The following is a 21,233-nucleotide window of genomic DNA, read 5'->3' on the forward strand; positions in this document are numbered from 1 at the left end:
TGGTCTAAGCTATTTATATTTTCTTGATGTAAATCCTTGATTATAAGAGATAAAAGCAGGTGTGCTCTTTCTTTAAAAGGGCAGGTTTTCAAAGAAAAATGCTTCTTGTACTTAAGGGTCCGGTTTCTGCTTTTATTTCAGGCAACTACTCAGAAATAAAGACAGAAACCGGGTACACACTATTCACCATCCCCTTCCATCCTGGAAGCAAACCTAACCTGGTTCCAGAATAACCTGCTGAAGATGGCCTGAAACAAAGGGGTGGACACCTGCTCTTCCTCAAGCTTTAAACCCGCTATCAGAAGCATTGTCTCCTTAAACATCTTGGCCACCCTCTGATCCCTGATGGTTGTCAATTCTTCCCTGGCGCCTGAAAACACTTCAGCAAAATGCATTCCGGTGCTCTCTATGTAGAACATTACTTCCAACAGCCTTTCCGGCAACTCCCCGGAAGTTGTGTCTTGCACAATGAAATTGAACTTAAGCTGGTCAGGCACTACTGGTCCGGTTACCTGGTGGCCCCTTTCAATATCTGATAATCTTTTGTACAGCAGCAATGACAGGGCCAGCGTCTGGCTAAGGTTCATTTGCTTCAAAGCCAAAATCACTTTCCCCATCACTGAGAATACGTATTCAATGATCACTTTCTCGGCTCTGCTCCAAGGACTCAGGTAGACAAAGGATTCAAACACTGAGAAATGGGCCGGGTTCGCCAGCGCCTCTGCTTTGATTTTCGTTACCAGATCTTCTCCGTCCTCTGTTGACACCATTTTATTGGCACGCAGAAAATACGCCAGCTGCGAGGCAGTCATGGGGCACTGACGGTGATGTAAGGCTATCTTGATAGCTTCTGATAATTGCATAAGGAAAGTATTGGTTCGCTTTCCTTATGCCAATAAAAATACCAACTTTAAAAACAGGCATTCTACGCCTGTTTCTCCACTTTTCACTGCCTGTATGTGTCAGATTTATTTTCAAATATATCAATACCTGCCACAAAAATGGCTTACATCGTCACCTCTTCTGCTTCCTGGGTTTGGGCAATACCATAACTCCTTAATTTGGCTTTCAAAGTATTAAGAGCGATGCCAAGACTAAGGGCGGTTTGCCTTTGGTTCCCGCGGTGTAGTTCCAGTACTTTCAAAATATGCTCCCGTTCCACATCCTTTAGGAGAAGCGAATGCTCAGGGGCAACCTGGCGCATGCGTTTGGGCAGGTCCTGCACGGCGACCTCACCTGGGCAAAACACATACAGTGATTCAATAAGATTCTCCAGCTCCCGGATGTTGCCCGGGAACGGATATTGCAGAATCAACCTTCGGGCTTCTTTGCCTAAGTTCAGCACCTTGCCCTTGTGCAGTTCGGTTTTCTTTTTGTGCAGGAAATGCTCCAGCAAGATGGTCAGCTCATGCTGCCCCCGCTCAATCAGGCAGGGAAGTTCCAGCTCTGCCACGCACAAGCGGTAATATAAGTCCCAGCGGAAAGCGGCCTCCCGGCAAAGCTTTTCCAGCGGGGCGTTGGTAGCCGCGATCACCCGTACGTCCACTACTTCCGCCTTGCCGCCGATTGGCTGGATTTCCCGCTCCTGCAGCACCCGCAACAACGCCTGCTGCATGCCCGGCGTGATGTCGCCAATCTCGTCCAGGAAAATAGTACCCCCGTTTGCCAGGGAAAAGAAACCGGGAGTATCCTCAATGGCCCCGGTGAAAGCTCCCTTCTTGAACCCGAACAAGCGGGACTCCAGTAGATCCTGCGCCAGGGCAGCGCAATTCACGGCAATGAACGGCTTGTTCTTTCTTATCGAGTTATCATGGATGTAGCGGGCAAGGTGCTCTTTGCCGGTACCACTCTCCCCTCTGATCAAAGCCGTCACCTTATCTGTCTGGGCAACCAGGTAGGCGCGGTGGTACACCCCTGCAATTGAGTCCGTTACCTTATAGTCCTCTTCTGTTGCCTTCCCTCCGCTTAGGCGGGATTCTTTCAGGATAGCGGTCACCGGCGTTTCGGACTGCTGCACCTTTATTTCCATCAACTCCGGCAAACCTGTAGTGGTAAACTTTGCGGGCTTGGTTTGAACGAGTTTAGTGTTCAAACCTAAGGTCTGATGGCAGATGTACCAGCTCAACTGCATGGCAGAAGTACCCGGCGAAAAGAATATTTCCAGCTGGTCCTGCGAGTGCTTCAGCAAAAAGCCCTCTGATTTGGTTTTCACCTCTTCCAGGTTGATGACATCCTGCACGTTTAATAGCTCATGCTCCACCGCCTGACCTTTGAAATCACCCCTTAATCTGATGGCGAGTCTTTCTGCAAAGCCCTCCTGTTTGTCATTGGCATACAATAAAATGTGTTTATCAAACCCACCCTCTTTATAGAAATGTTTGTGAAACTGGTAATGAGGCCCATTGGTATCAATGTCAATATATTTCCCTTCCGGGGTTTTTAAAAAGTCATTGTTTAGGGCAATCCAGGAGATAAGCAATTTGGCCATTCAATCTGTTTTTATTGATTATATAGAATACTTCTATTTTTAGATGATTTCACCCTTTTATATCCTTGTTTTATATTAAAAAAAAGTAAAACATAAAGAATATCATCATCTTTTCAGCGCACCAATATGAAGTCACTATATCAGAAATTTAAACTAATTTTCAATAACTGACACTCACTGATTTCATGATTTCCCCAAACAAAACCTTATAACTAATTAAAATTCAAGTACTTAAATTAACCACCTTAATCAGGCCATAAAACGGCACTATTATCTCTCCTCTATCATAAACCCATCATCTTATTAATTAATCTATGATTCTATTCTTCGACACAGAAACTGCCGGATTGCCTAAAAACTGGAAAGCACCGGTATCAGACACAGCTAACTGGCCGCGGATGGTACAGCTGGCCTGGCTTGTGTTCAGCCCACAGGGGCAGCAGGTATCAGGCGGAAACTTCGTTATTCGCCCTAACGGGTTCACTATCCCAAGCGAGGCCAGCAAGATCCACCGCATTACTACTGAACGCGCCCTGACCGAGGGAGTGGCTTTGCATGAGGTATTATCACAGTTTGCCATAGAACTGAGCACCTGCACTCATGTGGTAGCCCACAACATCAATTTTGACAAGAACATAGTAGGCGCTGAGTTTCTGAGGGAAGGCATTGTCCATCCGCTTTTCCAGCGGCAGCACATTTGCACGATGCAAACCACTACAGACTACTGTGCTATCAAGAACAACTGGGGCTACAAATGGCCCACTCTCTCCGAGTTATACCATAAGTTATTCTCCGAGTATTTTGAAGAGGCGCATGACGGGTTTGCGGATGTAAGCGCTACCGCCAGGTGCTTCTGGGAACTACAGCGGAAAGGCTTCTTTAGCAACCTGCTTACTTCCTCGGCAATGCCCGTCCATTAAAATGCCTTCCGTTTAGTTCAGTAAACCTCTTAAGACTACTTCACAAAAGGACAGGTTATTTTCTATTATCTTCAAAAAAACCTGTCCTTTTCTCCTTCCACCCTTCCTTTCATCTATTTTCATATGAACCGCTACCAGGAGCCCGAATCTGCCGCTGAGCAGCTCCACCAACTCTACTATTCCCTGGCCCATATCATACTACCGGAACTATTGCAACTGTCAGACAGGGATGCAGACCATTCTGATGGTACCGGCACTCATCCGGTGAGGGCTTCCAGGATCTCAGGTCCTGAACAGGATGAAATAGACTGGACCAACTCCTTCAAAGAAGAAGACGGTCAGAAATTCTTCACAATGCCCGGGATCATTTACACCCCCTTTGAGGAAACTGGTAAAGAAACAGAGAATCCTGAACCTCCAGGTGCAGCTGACAGACCTGATAACACTGATCCGCCGCAGGATCCGGATGCAACCTCCCTCCCATCGTCTGAAGAGACTGATTGGATGTTCACGGAAGAGGAGGAGGAAACAGACCCGGAACTAGCCCTCCTGATAGCTGAATTGGAGGAAGAACTAGACAACATAGATCTCTATGAGTCTGCAGAACACCCCATTGGCCCTTTAGCATTGGACAGCTTGTCTGATGAAGAGCTCCTGGAGATAAGCTGGAATAGAGCATTACTTGCTTCAGATATAAAAGAAGCACCTCCGCGCGACCACTTTCAACTGGAGCGGCTCATAAGAAAAGGACTTGAGATCCTACTGTTCCGTTTTCCTGACCCGATCCGGATGCCGGGGGCGTGGAGGGCAGCCGCGGTACGCCAGCAGGGCGAACCCTACCGGTATTTCACCCTTGAGAAAACAGGAGGCCTGGATGAAACGGAAACGGAATCCGCTATACTGGGTGAGTGGACCACCGGAACTACTCACCATAATTATGGCCGTTTCAAAGGCGACATCTGGAACAAAGAAGATTTTCTTGATGCCGCTTTAGACCAGTATTTGGCAGATCTGAAGTAAGTACAAAGGCATACTTCCGGAAAGGGGATTGGATCATAGCAGATCCTGTCCTCTTTCCAAAAAGGAGGCCCAAAACATACACCTGTACATCCGTACAAAACTTCAGTCTCCAGGCTTATGTCAAGGGTTGCGCAAGGGAAACGAATCCCCGCGCAACCCTTTTGCTTTATAAAACCCTCCCTTCCGCAACAAACCACTCCCCTGAGCGACTCCCTGCCTTGGAGTCATCGCTTTCAAAATAAAACACCGCCTGATGCCTCTTATTATAGCAAGTATTGATATACCATTTCAGAAAATAACACCTGCAGCCTGGCAAAACCAGTCATTCCAGCTTTTTTAGGCAATGGCACACCCTTTGCCTTCCTGCAGTCATCCACCAACTATCCTTCTATCTATGAAAAACGCTACTACCATCTCCTGCCCAAAATGCACGCATGAATTCCATCCCGAGGAGGCCCTCGCTTTGAGGATAGAGCAAAAGCTAAAAGCAGAATTCGCTGAGCAGGTAGACCAACTGCACCAAAAAGGTGAGCAGCAACGTCTTGCCCTGCAGCAGGAAAAAGATCAACTGGAAAGAATGCGCCTGCAGCAGGACGAGCTCATAAAACAGCAGGTAGCGCTTGAGCGGAAGAAAGTAGAAAATGAGCTACAAAAAGAACTGAGCACCAAATTCAATGGCACTCTGGAGCAGCTTATGGAGGAAAAAGCCGAAATGGAGCAAAAATTGAAGATCCAGCAACAGAATGAGTTGCAATTATTAAAGAAGCAGCGCACCCTGGAAGAAAGGGAACGCGAACTGGAATTGGAAACGGAGCGCCGCATTGCTTCTATGAGCAATGAACTGGAAGAGAAAATAAGAAAGACGGAGAACGAGCGCAACGAAATGAAGATACGCGAGAAAGACAAACAGCTGGAAGACATGAAGCGCATGCTGGAAGAGGTGAAACGCAAAAGCGAGCAGGGTTCCGTCCAGCTCCAGGGCGAGGTGCAGGAATTAGCGTTGGAGGAAAGTCTGCAAAACGCATTTCCTTTTGACCTGGTGGAGGAAGTTGGGAAAGGGGTGAGAGGCGCAGATTCCATCCAGACGGTAAAGGGCCAATACGGGGAAACCTATGGTACCATCATATACGAGTGCAAACGTACGAAAACCTTTGGCAGTGACTGGATTGAAAAGCTGAAAGCAGATGCGCGCGCAGCCAAAGCAGACATCATGGTATTGGTAACGGAAGCACTTCCCAAAGGCATGCAAAGATTCGGGCAATATGAGGGAGTGTGGGTTTGCACGTACCATGAACTGATGCCTTTGGTCTATGTACTAAGGGATTGCCTGATGAAGATCTCGGCGGCTACGGCAAGCCAGGAAAACAAAGGAACCAAGATGCAGCTGCTGTATGATTATTTGACCAGCAATGAGTTCAGCAACCAGTTTGCAGCAGTTGCCGAGGGAATCTCCAGCCTAAAGGGTGGAATCACCAGGGAGAGGGCCCAAATGGAAAAACTCTGGAAAGAACGCGAAAAGCAGCTTGACAAATCCCTGCTTAATATCTGCGGGATGTATGGCTCTGTGAAAGGCATCGCAGGGGCGGCGGTCGCCGACATCAACCTGTTGGAGGACAAACCTGTACCTGCTGCCCTACCCCATGCTTTTGAGGTAGTGGAATCATAAGATCACACCTGAACTTCATCCTTTGCAGGTGTAGCACAAACACCTTCCTATAGATCGCGCAACCTCTTTCAAACGATATAAATTTCTCTTTATGAATAAGAAACAAATACACAACCTGATCATATTAGACGAAAGCGGCTCTATGGAGTCCATTAAACAGGCAACCATCAGTGGTTTCAATGAATTGGTCCAGACGACAAAGGGCTCCACAGAACTCTACCCGGACCAGGAACACTTTATCTCCCTGATCACCTTCAATGGTCTGGGCATAAACACAAAACTGTTCAGGCAACCGGTAGCAGATCTGGAGCAAATAGACGAGCAAATCTACCAACCCAACTCCCTTACCCCTTTGCTCGATGCTATTGCCCAAAGTGTCATCAAACTTAAGTACGAGCTGGATGAGAAAAAAGAGCATAACGTACTGGTGACTATCCTTACCGACGGGGAGGAAAATGCATCGAAAGAGTTCTCAGGCGAACAGGTCAGAAGGATCATTGAAGAGCAGAAGCAGAAAGGCTGGACCTTCACCTATATCGGGGCGAACCATGATGTGGTGAAAACGGCCTCCTCCATCTCTATCACCAACACGATGGTCTTTGAATCAACCGTGAAGGGAACAAAAAAAATGTTCGAAAAGGAAAGATCTTCCCGCTTGTCATGGTTTAAAAAACTGGATAACAATGAGGATGCCCAGCAGAACTACTACGATGAGGAGAGTAAATAGGAAACTACTTCTTGCAAATTGTATTCACCTGACCTCCAGCAAGATCAAACGAATGTGATCTTCTATTGACCTACCCAAGGTTGACCCTGAAGGCCTGGCACATTCATTAAATATATAAGTCTGTTTCAATCAAAAAATGTTCTATGAAAACCTTCGAAGCAAGAATCACTCCCCGTGGAACACAACCCTTCACGATCAGGGTTAACACGGTTAATTCATTTGAAGCAAAGAGGATGATGGAAGGACAATACCCCGGAGCTTTGATACAGTTCTTCAAAGAGATCAGGTAGATATCGAGGATTCAAAATCCCCTTATGGGCACTATCATGTTCCTTTTATGAAAACAGGAGCTAAACTGCCAGGGTACTCAGAACATATCTCCACAAAGGCAGGCATGACCTGCCTTTGTTTTTTGTCAAATCAATGCCATGGCAACAAAAGAAAATGGGAGACCAGAAAGGAATTCACGGCACCGCCTTACCAAGGCACAGGAAACAAATAATTGGAACTCCTAAAGGAACCGCTGCCATGTAAACTGACAAAGTACTGATTACAATTACAATGAAATTTCACTTTACCACTTTCACGTAAAGGTTTCCTACAGCCCCGACTTCCAATCCTACAGGAGAAAGGCCATATTGCAACTAAGCAATATGGCCTTTCTCCTGTAGTTTAAAACATCCCCTTATTGACCCTGGTCGCTCTCATCATAATACCCGCTGCTTATGTCCTCATTTTCATTGAGCTTTCTTAGATACTCCATACGCGAGGTTCTCTCCCTTGAGAATACCTCTGCCGTACCCTCTGAGGTCGCTTTGAAGGTGATAGAGTTGGTAATAGAGATAGAGGTGGCGACATGCTCCACATCATGGTTGGCCCCAATATAGGTGAAGGTCCAGCCTTTCTGCTTCTGCTCATCTATGAGGCGTTTCACCTGGCTCCCCGTATACTCCCGTGAAGCATTTTCCCTTCCATCGGTCAAGATCGTGACCAATACATTCGTATCAGCCAGATCCCCTAAGTCATCCCTGAGTTTTGTGACACTGGTACCAATCGCATCAAACAGGGGAGTTTGGGCATGGGGCCGGTAGATCTTTCCATCGATCTCCTTTAGTCCCTTCACAGGCAATTTATACAACCTGGGCTTTATGCCTTCCCCGTTAAAGGTAAACAGCGAAATAAAATGCTCCTGCTCGGGGAACCTTTCTTTCATTCCTTTCAGGGTTTGCACCAGTTCATTGAAACCGCTGATGGTTTCTTTTTTGATTGAATTCATGGAACCACTTTCGTCCAGGATAATTAAATTGTGTATTTGCATATAGATATAATTTAGTGACGTTTATAAAAATTGAATGAAAAAGAAGACGTAGAAAAAACCGGTACCAAGGGGACATACCCCAGGGAAGTCCAGACGTATCTCCCAGCCCCTCTGCACACGGGGCGAAGGGGTAGCGGGGCTTTTCCAAGTCCAAACCTGATATGACTACAGTCGCCAGTGGCAGTACACAACAAAGGGAGATGGTTCCAGCACATGTACCAGGCCATCGGGGATGCGTACTTTGAAAAGAAAGAAGTTGAGGTCCGTAACGATCCTTCTGTCTTTGGAGAAGATGATTTCCTGGGACAGTAAAACACTGCCCTGCCTCTTTTCCAGGGTAAAACCGTTTACCGCATAGGAAAGCCGCCAGTCTTTATTCTGCCGGAAGAAAACTGCTTTTACATCTCCCGTTTTCATGCTGCCCAGGGCGTGTTGCACAACCGGGGAGCTTCTCACATAATCCGGCTCCAGGTACAGATCAGCCCCCTTCCCATACAGGTAGTGGTGAAGCACCTCAGCTGCTTCAGGGTAGAATAGCCACCCCAGGCAGATCATACTGTTGTACATCACTTTGCATTGGAGCCTGTCCATAGAAGTCAGGCTTCCTTTTTCCCGCCGGTCATTCATCTCACTGAAATGAACGCTTAACGCTTTGCCCATCTCTTTGCCAAACAGGACCAGGAGAAACAGGGAAACGGAAACAACCAACAGTAATTTTTTCAAGTATCTCAAGGCAAATAATGTTAAGGGTAGAGACATTTTCCTGCTAGGGAAGCTCTCAGAAGTCAAACACCATATCAAATAATTATCCAATAACCAGCAACTTACACTACCACCTTAAAACAAACTTGGTCCTCCTATGGCATGTCGTTCCTGAAAGTAAAAGCCCAATCCCACCACCATCCCAATCTCCTCCCCTTCAACCCTGCATCGCACAGCATTGCTTTTGCCGGGCAAAACACCTAAGGCTAGTGCTATCTTGCTATTCAGGATATTCTTCACTTATCATATGGCTTTCGGACGAATGATTAGTTCAGGAGGGCTTGCAGGTCAAGGTAGCTGTTTGTGATGGCAGACACGTAGAGCAGGTGTTGCAAAGGCTGCAGCTGATGGGCCTCGTACAGGCTGTCCAGGGACTCCGCGGGGTCAGCATCTGCCGGAAGGGAGGCATACCAGGGATCAATGGTCCGATTGCCCTTCTGGTCTTCCCTGACAAAGCCGTTGGCATGGCACCAGGCCAGATAAATCAGAAGCCTAGCCAATCGCTCATTCGAGGAGGTATCAAAGAAGCGGCTTAGATGCCCGATTAACTTTTCTTTGATCAAAGGGGGAATGCCCTCATATTCATAGTGCTTGTAGGCAGGTTCTCCAGGCTCCGGGCCATCCGAAGTAACTACTGAACTACCCAGTAAACTATCAAGATCCTGCTCCATCCCCTGGAGGGGAAACCCCTTTAAGAAGTTTTCTTCCTCTATTTCGCGGTCTGCCTCAGTCAGGTAGTCAAATGCAGTTACCTCAGACCTCGTCAAACAAGCATACTCCTCCTCAAAAAGACACCGCTGCCTGATGCGGTAAGCAACCCCCTCAGGATTTTTGCCTTTGTACTCCCTTATCTCACCGGAACGTGTTATCACTACAATTCCCGAGGGCGATAACACAAACAATCGGTTCCGCTGCCAGAAAAGGTAATCGCAGGTTTCCAAATAAGCCCTGCCTTTCATGAATGTACCGGGATGAGAGGTAATGAAACGGGGTCTTGTTACCAATGCACCTTTCTCATCGCTTACCAACCGGAAACATGGAACCTCGGCGCTCAAGATTGGCTCGTACAGCACCCTATTCTCAGGCATGGAGTAAATCCCAAACAGGTTGTCCTGCCTGAATCCAATCAGATCAGGCGTAATCCGCCAAAGCTTGTGGTTGATGCAGGGAAGCACTTCAACTCCCTGATACGTCAACCCAAAATGATACCCGTTGGAAGTTACCTGATAGTGGAGCGGCATAAGCTGTTTAATTAGGTATAGGTTGTTTATTCTATAGGTGTAGTGATTAGTGGACCAGGTCTAAACCAATGGTCAGTACAGGAGGGAGGAAATCAGTTTTATGCCAAAGCTATTCCTGATACTTCCCTGGCCGGCACAGTATCGGCAATCTGCTTGGGTGTTGGTTCTCCTACAATTGCAGACGGAGCTCTTGATGATGACAGACCGCCACGCCTCTTCTTCCTCTGTTGAGAGCTCAACCCGCCTTCCTTTCAGGTCGATGCCATAGTATTGCTCCAGCTGATCCACCACCACGAATTTCCCCTTTCGATAAGGAAAAATGTGCAGAAAAGCAGGCTCCACATACGTACCTGCCATGTTGATGTGCATGCCGTACAGGTCTTTTACGGTGTCGTAAGTCTTGAAATATTTGCTCCTGCCCACAGTGTGGAGCACCTCCTCTACCAGGATCATCACCATAGGTTAAGCAGCCTCCTTTTCAACTTGCAGTGCTTCATAGGTCATGCTGCGCATCACATGAAGCAACCCAATCCTACGCATGAAAACCTGTATCCGATTTTCCTGCTCCAGACTTTCGTCCTTCATCAGATCCATCATGATTTTCATCTGGTCTTCCAGTTTACCCTTTAGCTGAGACAATACCGGTTTCATGAGCACCGCAGGCATCTTTACTGCCGTATACCCCTGCTGAAGCGCCTGAAGCAAGATCCTGGTGCACTCGCTGTGAAACCGGGCTCTTTTGCACACATGACTGGTGCTTTCGCTACGATCAATCATCACCTCCTGCTCCTGCAGGATTTTTAGCAGAAGCTCCTGCACCAACTGCGAATGCTCCTGGGTAAGTGTTAAAGTAATGGTGTCCATGTCTGTGGGAATAAGAGTGAAAGATGGTTTAAGGAAAGGAGGAACTATGCCACCTGGCTATAGTTTGACGGAATGCTGCGGTGTGCCGGCAGACCATCCCATGCAATTCTTTCAGCCGCCCTGGCTATCTCCTCAAGCAGCAGAATATCCACATACTCTTCGGAGGTATGTTCGCCCCACACTCCCGAAGACAGGTTCGTGCACTCCGGGATCACACCCACGAAAACGGCTGTATCGGTAAAAACCCCATATGGATCTGCTTGGTAGTCTAAGCCCTGATTCAAGAACTGGTGCGAAAGCGCATCGGCAAACTGCTCGCTGCAGCAACGCCCGCCTCGCTGATGGGTAATGATGGAACCAACCTTTCTGCGGTCAAACGCAACGGCACGTTTAAACTGGGCAAAAAACGAAGCATCTGCTCTCAATGCGGCACGGCTACCTAGGCAACCTATCTCCTCCCCTACAAAAAAGTAGTAAGTGCCTGGCACACCCTTGCTGATAAGGTAAAGCAGGATGGTAACCCCCGCCTTGTTATCGCCGCCCAGGATAGTACTGCCATCTGTGCGGATGATATTACCCTCAAACACATGGTTCACTTTCTCGTACTCGCTGGAGCAGGTATCCAAGTGGGCCGTAAAAAGAGTGGCTGACTCACCGATCCTGATGAAGTAGTTTCCGAAGTCGTCTTTCTGCACACCTGCGGGCAGATAAGGTTCCAGTTGGCTCTCGTACCCATAAGGCACGGTATATTGCGTCAGGTTAAGAAAGGTGTTTTTGAAATCGAATGGATTGGTTTTGGTCATAGATTGTTTTTAAAGGTTAGATGAAAAAATAGGCACAGGTCTTCTGGGCAGCCGCCAGGAAGCCACTGAAACAACTTTGCGAAGGCAAAGCCATAAATAGGAATATTTCTATAGGTAACACTTCCAGCCAGGCGAAGCCCAGGAGCACGATGCAAACCTGAGGACTTTAATCACAAAGGATTCGCAATGACCGTGGAAGCACTTAATTTTAAAAGGCAACACTGGAAAACCCAGTTAACCCATCTTACAAACCCTGCTGTTGAAGCATGATACAAAGGTAGGGCAAGCGCTCCAAACAGGGAATTTTCCGCAAGCTTGAAGGATCGACTGCCTGCCCTGGTTACAACCGGCGGATCCTTTTCCGCATGGCATACAGCATGCCGCACATTGAGGCAATAGAATCCCCCTCCAGGAACTCATCAATGGAGGAAATCTGCTTGGTGAACCTGATCCTGGCCCAATTGGTCCGGGAGTCCATCACCCTGTGGTGGGAAAAGCCGGCTTCCGTGGCAATTGCGGCAAGGTCCTTCCGGGTTTCTGTCACCATATCGTTCAGCTCAACGGCACTTCCCCCAAACACCAACCCTTGCTTCTCCCTCTCTGATAACTCAAGCAGTATGACGGCATGTACCTGTATCATCAACTGGTAATTCACTCCCTGCTCCAGGCTGTAGGCAAGGTCATGCTCCCCTTCGCTCCTGATGCCAGAGATGGCACTCACAGATCGGCAGAATTCCTCCCTTAGGTAGAGAAGCCGGTAACTCTCCCTTTCTTCCAGCGGTTTACCGGCCCTGATCTCTTCCACCACCTGGGACAACGGAATCCCCAACCCTCGTGCAGGGTTAGCCTGGATAAATGCCCACATGGGATCCCGCATCCAGGAGGTGTGCATTTTCCCAGCCGGGACCTTTTTCACCAGCATTTTATCTGCTAGAGAAAGCCCCAGGAATTTATAGATGGTACCAAACATACCAGACCCTATGTACAGGGGAAGGATGGCGGGCTCAAGTGACCTTTGCAGATATTGATGCCAGACTTCTACGTAGGCTCCCATGAACATATTCTGCTCATACCATTGCCCACCCAGTCTCCGTGAGTTTTGTATGGTCAGTCTGCTGAAGGCATAGGGTGCATAAGCCTTGATCTCCTCCCTATGCTGCAGGACCAGCTCAATGTTGTTACTCAGTAATGACAGTTCGCCCATTGATTTGCTTTAACGATTAAACATAGTTGACCTAGAACCCTGACTGAAAGACTGTGAAAGCCTGCCGGAATGAGCCATGGCACTTTAAAAGGAAAGCTTTGGGCGATGTAGCGCTTACAGCTTTTTTTCGGCAGAAGCCGCGCATTGTTTTGGCACCGTTGGAGCTTAAACCCGGTTGCCGTACCTACAGGCACTCTTAATGCTTCGAAAGAATCGTTTCCTGTGTACCTGAATACAGAGAATTTAAATGATAATACAAATATAGTGATTTAATATATATAATCAAAGAAATTTTATAATTATTAGAGTCAAATAGTATTACCTGATGAATTTATTACTATTTATATAGCCGGGCAACACAGGTCCTTATCCTTCAAAGAACTGACAAAGTGGTGGATCTCAGCCTCAGTGCCCAGTTTTTTGGCCTTGTTCTGTTCCACCAGGACAAGGTTACCCGCAAACTGCTCCTCCCATGTGCCACCGGCTGATGATGGATAAAGACAGCCCAACTTCTTTTTCTGCTTTGCAGCGTACCGCACAGACTCCATGGTGCCCCCAGCCAGGTCTGTCTCCAGGACGATCACGCCTCTGCTTAGGGCGGTCTGCAGGCGGCCCCTGGCAATGTAGGTGCCTCTTCTGGCCTTCTCTCCATAAGCATATTCACTCAGCAGCAATCCCCCCTCTTCCAGAATCCTTCGGGAAAGATTTTGATTTTCCCCAGGCAGGACATCATGCAGGCCGCCAGCCATCACTGCGATGGTGGGAGCATGGCTTTCAACTGCTGCCTTGTGGGCAATAGAATCACAACCTGCCGCAAGACCGCTGACAATGGCGAAGCCTTCCCTAAAGACCATCTGCGCCAGTTTCAGCCCTTCTTCCTGGGTGAAAGCAGAAGGTTCTTTTTTCCCAAAAATAGCGACGGCCTGGTTGTTTAACACCTCCAGGTTTCCTTTGACATGAACCAGCAAAGGCATGTCTTCCATCACAAGGAACGCCTTTGGGTAATCTGCGTCAAAGCGGGAGATGATCCTGATCCCGTTCTCCCCGGACAGGGCCAGGATACGTTCACTGACTTTACGCGCCACTGATATGGCTTCCAGGGGAGGCACCATACAGGTTCCGTACCGGTTATAGGCCGCCGCAAACAGGCTAACCACTCCCCTGTTCGCACTCGGAAAGCCTCTCCGGTACTCAGTTAAGAACCTGATGACTGTCTCAATGGAACGGGATGTGATACAGGGGATATTCTCCAGCAATAATAAATCAGAGGGTTCTATCATATGTGTTAGATATGGTTTGAAAAGGCATTCAACGGATCAACCCTCCTGCATTGCGCTCCGGCGCTTGCCGGAAAAGGGGGAACAGGCCATTTTACAGAAAAGCACCGGGCTTGGCCGCCAGCTTACCCGCAAGCTTGCCAGGCCCGTTATAACCCGGAATATTTGCAGATCTTGCGTTCACACACTTTGCCTAGTGACAACAGCTGTCGATCTAGCACAGGCATAGGTATCTATCAATCCCTTGGACAAAAACCAATATGGCGGACTACACAGACCAAATTCTAAAGGAAGCCCATCGCAGAAGCCTTGGAAACCTGAAGCAGGTAAAGGAGAGCAGTCACTGCGGTTGCTTCTGCTGCACTAGGATCTTTCCCGTCACAGAATTTCCCGAGGGTTGGCTTCCGGAGGAAGGCAGCAAGGGTGAAAAAACAGTTCAGTGCCCTTACTGCTGCCTAGATGCTGTTTTGGGTGATGCGTCCGGTTTTCCGGTCACTGACCAGGGCTTTATCAATGCCATGAACAGGAGATGGTTCAGTGGGCGGGTGGGCTGAATGCTTTTACCGTATTGCCAGTAACTTACCTGGTACTAGCCGTGAACAGTCCTGCACCCACCGCTTATCCAATCCCTTCTGAAAAGGCGGGTCAATACACTTTCTCCGGTTTGTGTGTTCTCGAGAGCTCTTTCTCACTTATGAAATAGTAGTAGTCCGTTTTTTCCTTCACACATGATGCCCAGGTAGTCTCAATCAAAAACTGGAAACCCTCCACCTCCACCATATTCCAGGCATGGTTTGTTATGGGGCTATTGTTCGCCTTCCCTACTACCCGAAAGGCTTTGATTCCAGCCTTTAAGCACATTTCCTGAAAAAGGTAACTGAAACCGCTGCACACCCCTTTGTTCGCCTTGAAAGTTGTCAGGCCATCATAAATACGGTAGTTATAATCATAGTAGATTCTGTGCACGATCCATATATAAATGGCACGTACTTTCTCGAAATCATATTTTAACTCCTTGGTTAAAGCCCAAGCCTGGTTTTCAATACTGGATTGTTTTTCTACCAGCAAAGCATTTCTGTCTACCTCTGCGTAATCATACTTCTTTATGAATCCCCTGAGCGCTTCTTTATTTGCAAGCTGCAGTAATTCTTCTTTAGTTGGATATACTTTCCAATAGGTCGGAACTGTATCACCCTGAAGGGCCAGGGCATCCACCAGCAGCCGGGAGAAGGCTAGTTGATTTCCTGCAATGCCTTTCTCCAGGGATTTCCTTATCTGTTCCCTGAACTCCAAATATTGCGGTTGCACCAGAAATTGCCTGGTGCTGTCCAGCACCAGCAACCTTTTATACAATCCTACTGATTCCTGCAACGAAACTGTTCTATTTGCAAGAAGCCGGCTTGATAATTTGTAATGGTAATACCGTACCTCGTTACGCATGGAATACTTCAGGCTGCCTTCTTTCCCGAATCTTCCCTTCTCCATCAACCTGATCTCTTCCAGTACTTTTTCATATTGCCCCTTCTCAAAAAGCTTTTCCACTTTTCTGAAGGAATAGCTTTCAGACGCTGCAGCCAACTGGCAATACCCTGCTATGATACCAAGCACCAGCAGCATGATCACTTTCAATTTTGGAATCGGTTTAGCCATGGATCTCGGTAGCATAGGTTAAGGTTTTATTTCAATGGGCGTGCCTATGGCAACGGCATTATACAATTCCTCGATTTCCTCATTGGTCACTGCCATACAACCGGCTGTCCAGTCATAGAGAAGATGTAGCTTACCCAGGAAAGGGACTTTATTGGGCAGGCCATGGATCTTGATACTCCCTCCTACCGGCTTGCCCAGCCGGGCGGCTTCTCGCCTGTCAGAGGTATTAGGATAGGAGACACCCAGGTTCCTGTGGTATCCGCTGTAAGGGTTCTTATCATTTATGGTATAGAGACCCTCTGGTGTTTTGTTATCTCCCTCAAACTGTTTATCCCCGACTGGCTTTTTACCTAAAGATATTCGGTACGTTTTCACCAGCTTACCGCCTGAATAAGCCATTAACCGCCGCTCTGATTTCACGACAACCAACTTGTCTATTTTAGTACTATTTGTTAAACTTTTTGACGCATTAAGCCTACCTATCAGATAAAAGGCAAGAAACACTGTAAGAACTATGGGAACAGATCTCTTCAATTGACAAAATGTAATGTTATAGTTACCAGATTAAAATACGACCAGGCCGTTTTTGAACTTAGCGGGCAGGCTGATGTGGGAATATCCTATTTCCAAACACATCACTTTCACAGGTTATGAGGGTTCGGTCAAGTAAAACCCGCTTGGGCTTATTTCTTTCCCCCTGGATAAAGTAATACCTGGCTGTTTCCTCCCCTAATTCATCTTCGAACCTTTTTTTGATCCTGGAAATCTTTTCATTCAGGGAATTATCAAACCTGTTTGCCAGCAGATTCACCCTTTCGGCGAATTTAGGATCGTAATCATCAAGGGACTCTCCTTTGGGAGCATACACATTCAACCGACTGTAGATTAATGTTATGTCTTCCCTGTATTGCTCCCTGTCTGCCAGCACGATACCCTCAGGATACTTTAGCAACAGGAAGTAGACTGTTTTCTCCAGCGGGGAAAGATCTATCACTTTATTCTGGTAGTCTACCAGGTGGATCACATTAGCACTTGTTATGTGCATGCGGCTGGGCAACTGCCTGAATCTCTGGCGGAATAACATTTCCTTTCTGGCAAGCTCAAATAGGACAATTGCCTGGTTGATGATATCCCCCCTTACCCCTGCACCCATCATTTCATCGATACAATCAGGGCAGATATCGGCGGTCCTCAGCTTAAAAAGGATCTGTGCCTTCTCCCGGCAAAAATCATTCATACACCCCCTGGGGTCTTCATGAGATCTCTCCAATTTTCTTCCCACAGTGCCATAGAATAATTTCTGTAACACCTGGGACACGATCAGGTACGCAATAGGGTAGGCAGAACTACACGGCAGGTACTTCCCCCATTCATCTGTATGGATGAAGATATCCTTTGCTTGATCAGCAAAGGAGCAAAACCAAAAATTTGGATTGGGAATCGAGGTAAGGAAAATCACATAGTCCTCCTCCGGAATATTGTTAGTCCTTCTGTAAATAGCACACAGGTCAAAAAGGTCCTGCCATTCCAAAAAGAGTTCTTCCTCCTCCCTTTCATCAAAGCTTAAGGAACCTGCCAACTGGCTCACCCTGCCTTTGTACTCCTTTCTTAGATCAGCCTCTTTCCTCCACACATACCTATGGCCCGAATCAGGGCAGGATATGAAATTAAGCGGTCCGGACGCGGACTTCAAAAGCATCAGCACCTCTGAATAACTTTCTTTGGCGAAGGAACTGGAACGGATTAGGTGAATTTTCATATAAGCAGGATGTTTTACAAGTTGAAATAATAGAAGAAGTCATTAGTACCAGGTCAATAGGTGAAAAGCTAGAGTGCTTTTCTCCTGTTGAAGGACACCCTGGTAAGGGTCAACTTTTCTGTTACATAAGGCACCTTCTTCCTGGAGAGGTAATTAGTGATGGTATTCTCATTGTAATTAGGGTAATACTCCAAAAACCCTTTCAAAGAGCTGAACACCTCTATGTCACCTGTTCCGTTCCAATTTGCTACAATCACGTTCTTCATAGTTTAGTTATATGGTTTTAAAGGTTAAAAAAGACAATTGAGCCTTCCTGATTCTTGAGCAACAGGCATCAGGAACATATACTCACGGCTGGACATCCGGTGTTTTAAAAAGAGGCTCTAAGACACCTTCCCAAAAGCACATAGATGTGCCGAGCACGGCCGCTGAATCCTTCAAAGCACGGAGTGGAGGCTTTAGGATTAAACATGGTTTGCCTGGGACTAAACAGAAAGACAAAAAAGCCTGACTGCAAAAGCCATTGGACTCGAAAAAAGGAAAGCTTTGGGCGATGAAACACTAAAGCTTTTTTTCGGCAGAAGCCGCGCATTGTTTTGGCACCGATGGAGCTTAGACCCGGTTGCCGTACCTACAGGTACTCTTAATGCTTTGCATGAATTGAATTCCGCACGTTTAGCGGATATTATTCAATTATGATGCAAATATAGAGGGTTTAAATATATAATCAAAGCAATATCAAGAATATTATTTTTATTCTTTGGAAAAGTCTTCCCAATTTTGTCCATACCACGCAACCATATATATATGGTACTGGCATGAAAGCTTCCTATGTTGATGGTATTGATCTAGGATATAAGATGAATGGTCTCCCCTTTGTACATCTTCATCAGCTTAGGCTAACTAAATAGCTCCCGTAGTATCTTATTGAGAAAATGACAGAGTACAGACAAGTCATTGTGCAGCAATGGAGATTAAAGAAGCAAGCAGAAAACATTCTTTATTCTTAACTACAATTCCGCCGGAAAGCTAAACTAATGGCGGAGACACGCTGATCCCGCAAGCTTGCGGAGAAATCAATTTTTCAGGGTTTTACTGCAACTTTGTATCACCCGAACGGAAGTAACGTTTTTATTTCACTCCATCCATACCCCTTATCTATGCCAAGAACCTCTACCGAAAGACCTCAGCGCGACTTACATTCATTGACACTTCTGCTCAGGGAACGCCTGCAGAGCGGCCGCAACCTGGTATACTATGCCTCCGGAAAGAAAGTCAGGGATGCCTATTTCGCACTGCCCTTCGACAACGTGGTTCTGGTGGATTACTGCTTTCCGCAAATTTTCCATACAGAGAGGAACGTCATTACCATTGGCCTCACGGCACTCCAGGCCACAGCAGCTTTTAAGGAGGCGGGCATCAGGTTTGACGCATTTGTGTGTATCAATGAGGGGCTAAGTGAAGGAGGCGGCTACTATCCTATCAACGGTAACTGGAGCATAGGCACTATCCTGCCTATCCTAAAGGACACATACCTGCACATGGCCTGCCCAGGCTATTATGGCCGCACCCGTTGGCGTGAGAAGATGTTTAATTTGCCTCATCAGGTGTCTCTACTAAATGCTACCGATCCGGATTATCTCGACCCATCCATTTTCTCGGAGTACAGCCGTTACGGCAAAGCAGCAGGTGTATGGGGCGTAACAAAGCAACCAGGCCTGGCTGTTTCGTTTAAAGCAGGCAACAGGACAGTCACCCTGCAGAGAAAGAACATCTGGGATGATTATGACAGACTGGATACCCTAATGGTGCGCTGCTCACCCGGCGAGGAAAGGCAACTTCAGCAAATGGCGCCCAAAGCAAAGCCTCTTTACCGTCCAAAGTACTACCGCGGTGAAGAGCAGGACGCCAGCTTTGAGGAAATTCTACACTTTTGCAACCTGCACCGGATAGGTAAACTGGGCCTTACACCCTGGCTGGGTGGCAACTACAACCGGTTTGTAAACTACCTCAAAGCCAATGAGGCCCGATTTCCATATCCGCAGGAGTTGTACCTATACCACCTGCACCACAATGACTACCAGCAATTATACGAGCAAGCCGGCGAAACTACTAAAAAGGCCCGTACGTTTGTGGAACTACCCTGACCTGCATCTATGAAGAAAAACATACTGTACCTACATGGCTATAAGGGCTCTCTTACACCTTCCAAACAAGTTATCCTGGGGAGCTATGGTCATGTGGTAGCTCCTGCCATAGTGTATGATCATCCTGGCTACTTTAGAAAGCTAACCATTCTGGCGAGCAGTGCAGATATTATAATTGGATCCAGTTTTGGCGGGCACACAGCACACTTACTTTCCTTGTTATACAACAAACCAGCCCTCCTCTTTAATCCGGCCTTTGTAACTAAGTCTCCTGTCCCTGACCTTAGCGGCTTGGCTATACCTAGAACCAAAACCAGCCATTCCAGCATTGTGCTGGGTAAACTGGACGATGTTATTATCTATAAAGACAACCTTAAGTTTGTTATCAATAAATTACACTTAAAAGATGTTAGAATAATAGAAGTTGATGATCTGGAACACCGCATTCCGGATAATGTCTTCGCTGAGCAGGTGGCCGTGTTTATGGAAGCCAGGCCTTGACAATCGGTAAATCATTCAGGCAAACTCGAAAATGCCAGGTTGGTGGTAACCGCTTCAGCGGTTTGAAAGCGGCCATCTGTCTTTTCGGAACCTAAAAGATAAGCAGCCTGACCGCCAATAGCCTTATCCACGCTGATGAACAGGGGCTCGGCTCTGAAGAAAGGGATTGGAATATTGCATTGGCCTAAGGGCCAATGTAGCCCCAACAACTAAAAACTCATATTATCCCTGCACCCATTGCAGAGGTAAAATTTTGTTCTGTCAACGATGGCCCCTTTGCCCTTCGCGTCGTTCATGAAACAGGCAGTCACCCCAAAGGAACAGTGGTCAATTCCCAGCATATGGCCCACTTCATGTAAGATCACTTTTCTGAACCTGGCCTCCTTGCCTTTCATCCTGAAACCGGATACAATGCCTTCATCACCCCCTAAAAATGCCAGGCCCATGACTCCCCAGTGAATATCCCCATCTTCTGTCTCGATGTCCCTCTCGGTTAATGCCAAAACCTTATACTTATAGTGAAACAGGTCACCCAAATCCATGCTTTTAAGATGATTAAGGACACCCAAGGCAACGTATCTTTTCCTGGCTGAACAGTATGCCTCTTCAGGCAGTTTGTTTCCTCCAATAAACTTCACCCTGAATCCATAGAATTTCTCTATTATCTTGGCTGCATCTTTTACCTTATCCTGTGAAACGTCTCCCATTGAGGTCAGATATATTACCTTTTCTCTTTTGTAAAAGACGTCTACTAAACGGGAACCACTTAGGTCCCTACAGGAAGTTAGGCATGTGGCAAGTAGCAAGAATAAGGATAATAAATGCTTAATCACAAATGGATCTTATGTAGTTGTTTTCGAAAGTGAGGTGTTATAAAAGATTAGAC

At 47.0% G+C, this 21,233-nt stretch carries 21 protein-coding genes and 2 riboswitches; of the genes, 6 read left to right on the forward strand and 15 right to left on the reverse strand.

Annotated features, from left to right (window positions below; all coding sequences use genetic code 11):
* Positions 1 to 179: 179 nt before the first annotated feature.
* Both ACW9SV_RS01140 and ACW9SV_RS01145 read right to left on the reverse strand, forming a co-directional pair.
* Complete coding sequence (locus tag ACW9SV_RS01140; RefSeq protein ID WP_479554896.1) at positions 180 to 863, reverse strand: hypothetical protein; 684 nt, start codon at positions 861 to 863, stop codon at positions 180 to 182.
* A gap of 143 nt (positions 864 to 1,006) precedes the next feature.
* Positions 1,007 to 2,488, reverse strand: coding sequence for a sigma 54-interacting transcriptional regulator (locus ACW9SV_RS01145; RefSeq protein ID WP_479554897.1), 1,482 nt, complete (start codon positions 2,486 to 2,488; stop codon positions 1,007 to 1,009).
* A gap of 314 nt (positions 2,489 to 2,802) precedes the next feature.
* Here ACW9SV_RS01145 and ACW9SV_RS01150 point away from each other — a divergent pair, with 314 nt between their 5' ends.
* From ACW9SV_RS01150 to ACW9SV_RS01165, 4 genes are all read left to right on the forward strand, one after another.
* A complete protein-coding gene (locus tag ACW9SV_RS01150) occupies positions 2,803 to 3,408 on the forward strand; it encodes a 3'-5' exonuclease (protein ID WP_479554898.1) in 606 nt (201 codons plus the stop codon).
* Positions 3,409 to 3,531: 123 nt separating this feature from the next.
* Positions 3,532 to 4,428: a hypothetical protein gene (locus ACW9SV_RS01155; RefSeq protein ID WP_479554899.1), complete on the forward strand. Its 897-nt coding sequence runs from the start codon at positions 3,532 to 3,534 to the stop codon at positions 4,426 to 4,428.
* 394 nt (positions 4,429 to 4,822) lie between these two features.
* On the forward strand, positions 4,823 to 6,094 hold the full coding sequence (locus tag ACW9SV_RS01160) for a DUF2130 domain-containing protein (protein WP_479554900.1): 1,272 nt from the start codon (positions 4,823 to 4,825) through the stop codon (positions 6,092 to 6,094).
* A gap of 91 nt (positions 6,095 to 6,185) precedes the next feature.
* A complete protein-coding gene (locus tag ACW9SV_RS01165) occupies positions 6,186 to 6,821 on the forward strand; it encodes a vWA domain-containing protein (protein WP_479554901.1) in 636 nt (211 codons plus the stop codon).
* A 685-nt stretch (positions 6,822 to 7,506) separates the two neighbouring features.
* Here ACW9SV_RS01165 and ACW9SV_RS01170 read toward each other — a convergent pair.
* From ACW9SV_RS01170 to ACW9SV_RS01225, 12 genes are all read right to left on the reverse strand, one after another.
* Positions 7,507 to 8,139: a VWA domain-containing protein gene (locus ACW9SV_RS01170; protein WP_479554902.1), complete on the reverse strand. Its 633-nt coding sequence runs from the start codon at positions 8,137 to 8,139 to the stop codon at positions 7,507 to 7,509.
* 165 nt (positions 8,140 to 8,304) lie between these two features.
* Positions 8,305 to 8,862, reverse strand: a complete 558-nt coding sequence (locus ACW9SV_RS01175) for a hypothetical protein (protein WP_479554903.1) — start codon at positions 8,860 to 8,862, stop codon at positions 8,305 to 8,307.
* Positions 8,863 to 9,167: 305 nt separating this feature from the next.
* The gene (locus tag ACW9SV_RS01180; protein WP_479554904.1) at positions 9,168 to 10,142 is read right to left on the reverse strand and encodes a hypothetical protein; all 975 of its coding nucleotides are present in this window, start codon (positions 10,140 to 10,142) and stop codon (positions 9,168 to 9,170) included.
* A 72-nt stretch (positions 10,143 to 10,214) separates the two neighbouring features.
* On the reverse strand, positions 10,215 to 10,601 hold the full coding sequence (locus ACW9SV_RS01185) for a hypothetical protein (protein ID WP_479554905.1): 387 nt from the start codon (positions 10,599 to 10,601) through the stop codon (positions 10,215 to 10,217).
* Positions 10,602 to 10,604: 3 nt separating this feature from the next.
* Positions 10,605 to 11,006, reverse strand: a complete 402-nt coding sequence (locus tag ACW9SV_RS01190; protein WP_479554906.1) for a hypothetical protein — start codon at positions 11,004 to 11,006, stop codon at positions 10,605 to 10,607.
* A 44-nt stretch (positions 11,007 to 11,050) separates the two neighbouring features.
* Entirely contained in the window at positions 11,051 to 11,809 is a 759-nt protein-coding gene (locus ACW9SV_RS01195; RefSeq protein WP_479554907.1) for a hypothetical protein, read from the reverse strand.
* Positions 11,810 to 12,149: 340 nt separating this feature from the next.
* Positions 12,150 to 13,013: a hypothetical protein gene (locus ACW9SV_RS01200; RefSeq protein ID WP_479554908.1), complete on the reverse strand. Its 864-nt coding sequence runs from the start codon at positions 13,011 to 13,013 to the stop codon at positions 12,150 to 12,152.
* 112 nt (positions 13,014 to 13,125) lie between these two features.
* A riboswitch (SAM-I-IV-variant riboswitch) is annotated at positions 13,126 to 13,221 on the reverse strand.
* A 133-nt stretch (positions 13,222 to 13,354) separates the two neighbouring features.
* Positions 13,355 to 14,293, reverse strand: a complete 939-nt coding sequence (locus ACW9SV_RS01205) for a DNA-processing protein DprA (RefSeq protein WP_479554909.1) — start codon at positions 14,291 to 14,293, stop codon at positions 13,355 to 13,357.
* Positions 14,294 to 14,935: 642 nt separating this feature from the next.
* The gene (locus tag ACW9SV_RS01210) at positions 14,936 to 15,955 is read right to left on the reverse strand and encodes a transglutaminase domain-containing protein (RefSeq protein WP_479554910.1); all 1,020 of its coding nucleotides are present in this window, start codon (positions 15,953 to 15,955) and stop codon (positions 14,936 to 14,938) included.
* A gap of 3 nt (positions 15,956 to 15,958) precedes the next feature.
* Positions 15,959 to 16,360: a L,D-transpeptidase family protein gene (locus tag ACW9SV_RS01215; protein ID WP_479554911.1), complete on the reverse strand. Its 402-nt coding sequence runs from the start codon at positions 16,358 to 16,360 to the stop codon at positions 15,959 to 15,961.
* A 172-nt stretch (positions 16,361 to 16,532) separates the two neighbouring features.
* Entirely contained in the window at positions 16,533 to 17,699 is a 1,167-nt protein-coding gene (locus ACW9SV_RS01220) for a hypothetical protein (protein WP_479554912.1), read from the reverse strand.
* Between the two features lie 68 nt (positions 17,700 to 17,767).
* Positions 17,768 to 17,965, reverse strand: a complete 198-nt coding sequence (locus ACW9SV_RS01225) for a hypothetical protein (RefSeq protein WP_479554913.1) — start codon at positions 17,963 to 17,965, stop codon at positions 17,768 to 17,770.
* A gap of 293 nt (positions 17,966 to 18,258) precedes the next feature.
* A riboswitch (SAM-I-IV-variant riboswitch) is annotated at positions 18,259 to 18,354 on the reverse strand.
* A 505-nt stretch (positions 18,355 to 18,859) separates the two neighbouring features.
* Between ACW9SV_RS01225 and ACW9SV_RS01230 the strand changes: the two genes are divergently transcribed.
* Together ACW9SV_RS01230 and ACW9SV_RS01235 are read left to right on the forward strand one after the other, a co-directional pair.
* A complete protein-coding gene (locus tag ACW9SV_RS01230) occupies positions 18,860 to 19,846 on the forward strand; it encodes a hypothetical protein (RefSeq protein ID WP_479554914.1) in 987 nt (328 codons plus the stop codon).
* A 9-nt stretch (positions 19,847 to 19,855) separates the two neighbouring features.
* Entirely contained in the window at positions 19,856 to 20,347 is a 492-nt protein-coding gene (locus ACW9SV_RS01235) for a YqiA/YcfP family alpha/beta fold hydrolase (protein ID WP_479554915.1), read from the forward strand.
* 209 nt (positions 20,348 to 20,556) lie between these two features.
* Here ACW9SV_RS01235 and ACW9SV_RS01240 read toward each other — a convergent pair whose 3' ends face one another.
* Positions 20,557 to 21,054 (reverse strand): hypothetical protein, encoded by a 498-nt coding sequence (locus ACW9SV_RS01240; RefSeq protein WP_479554916.1) that lies wholly within the window; start codon positions 21,052 to 21,054, stop codon positions 20,557 to 20,559.
* Between the last annotated feature and the right edge of the window lie 179 nt (positions 21,055 to 21,233).

It is taken from the genome of Rufibacter sp. JT20002 (genome assembly GCF_056491185.1).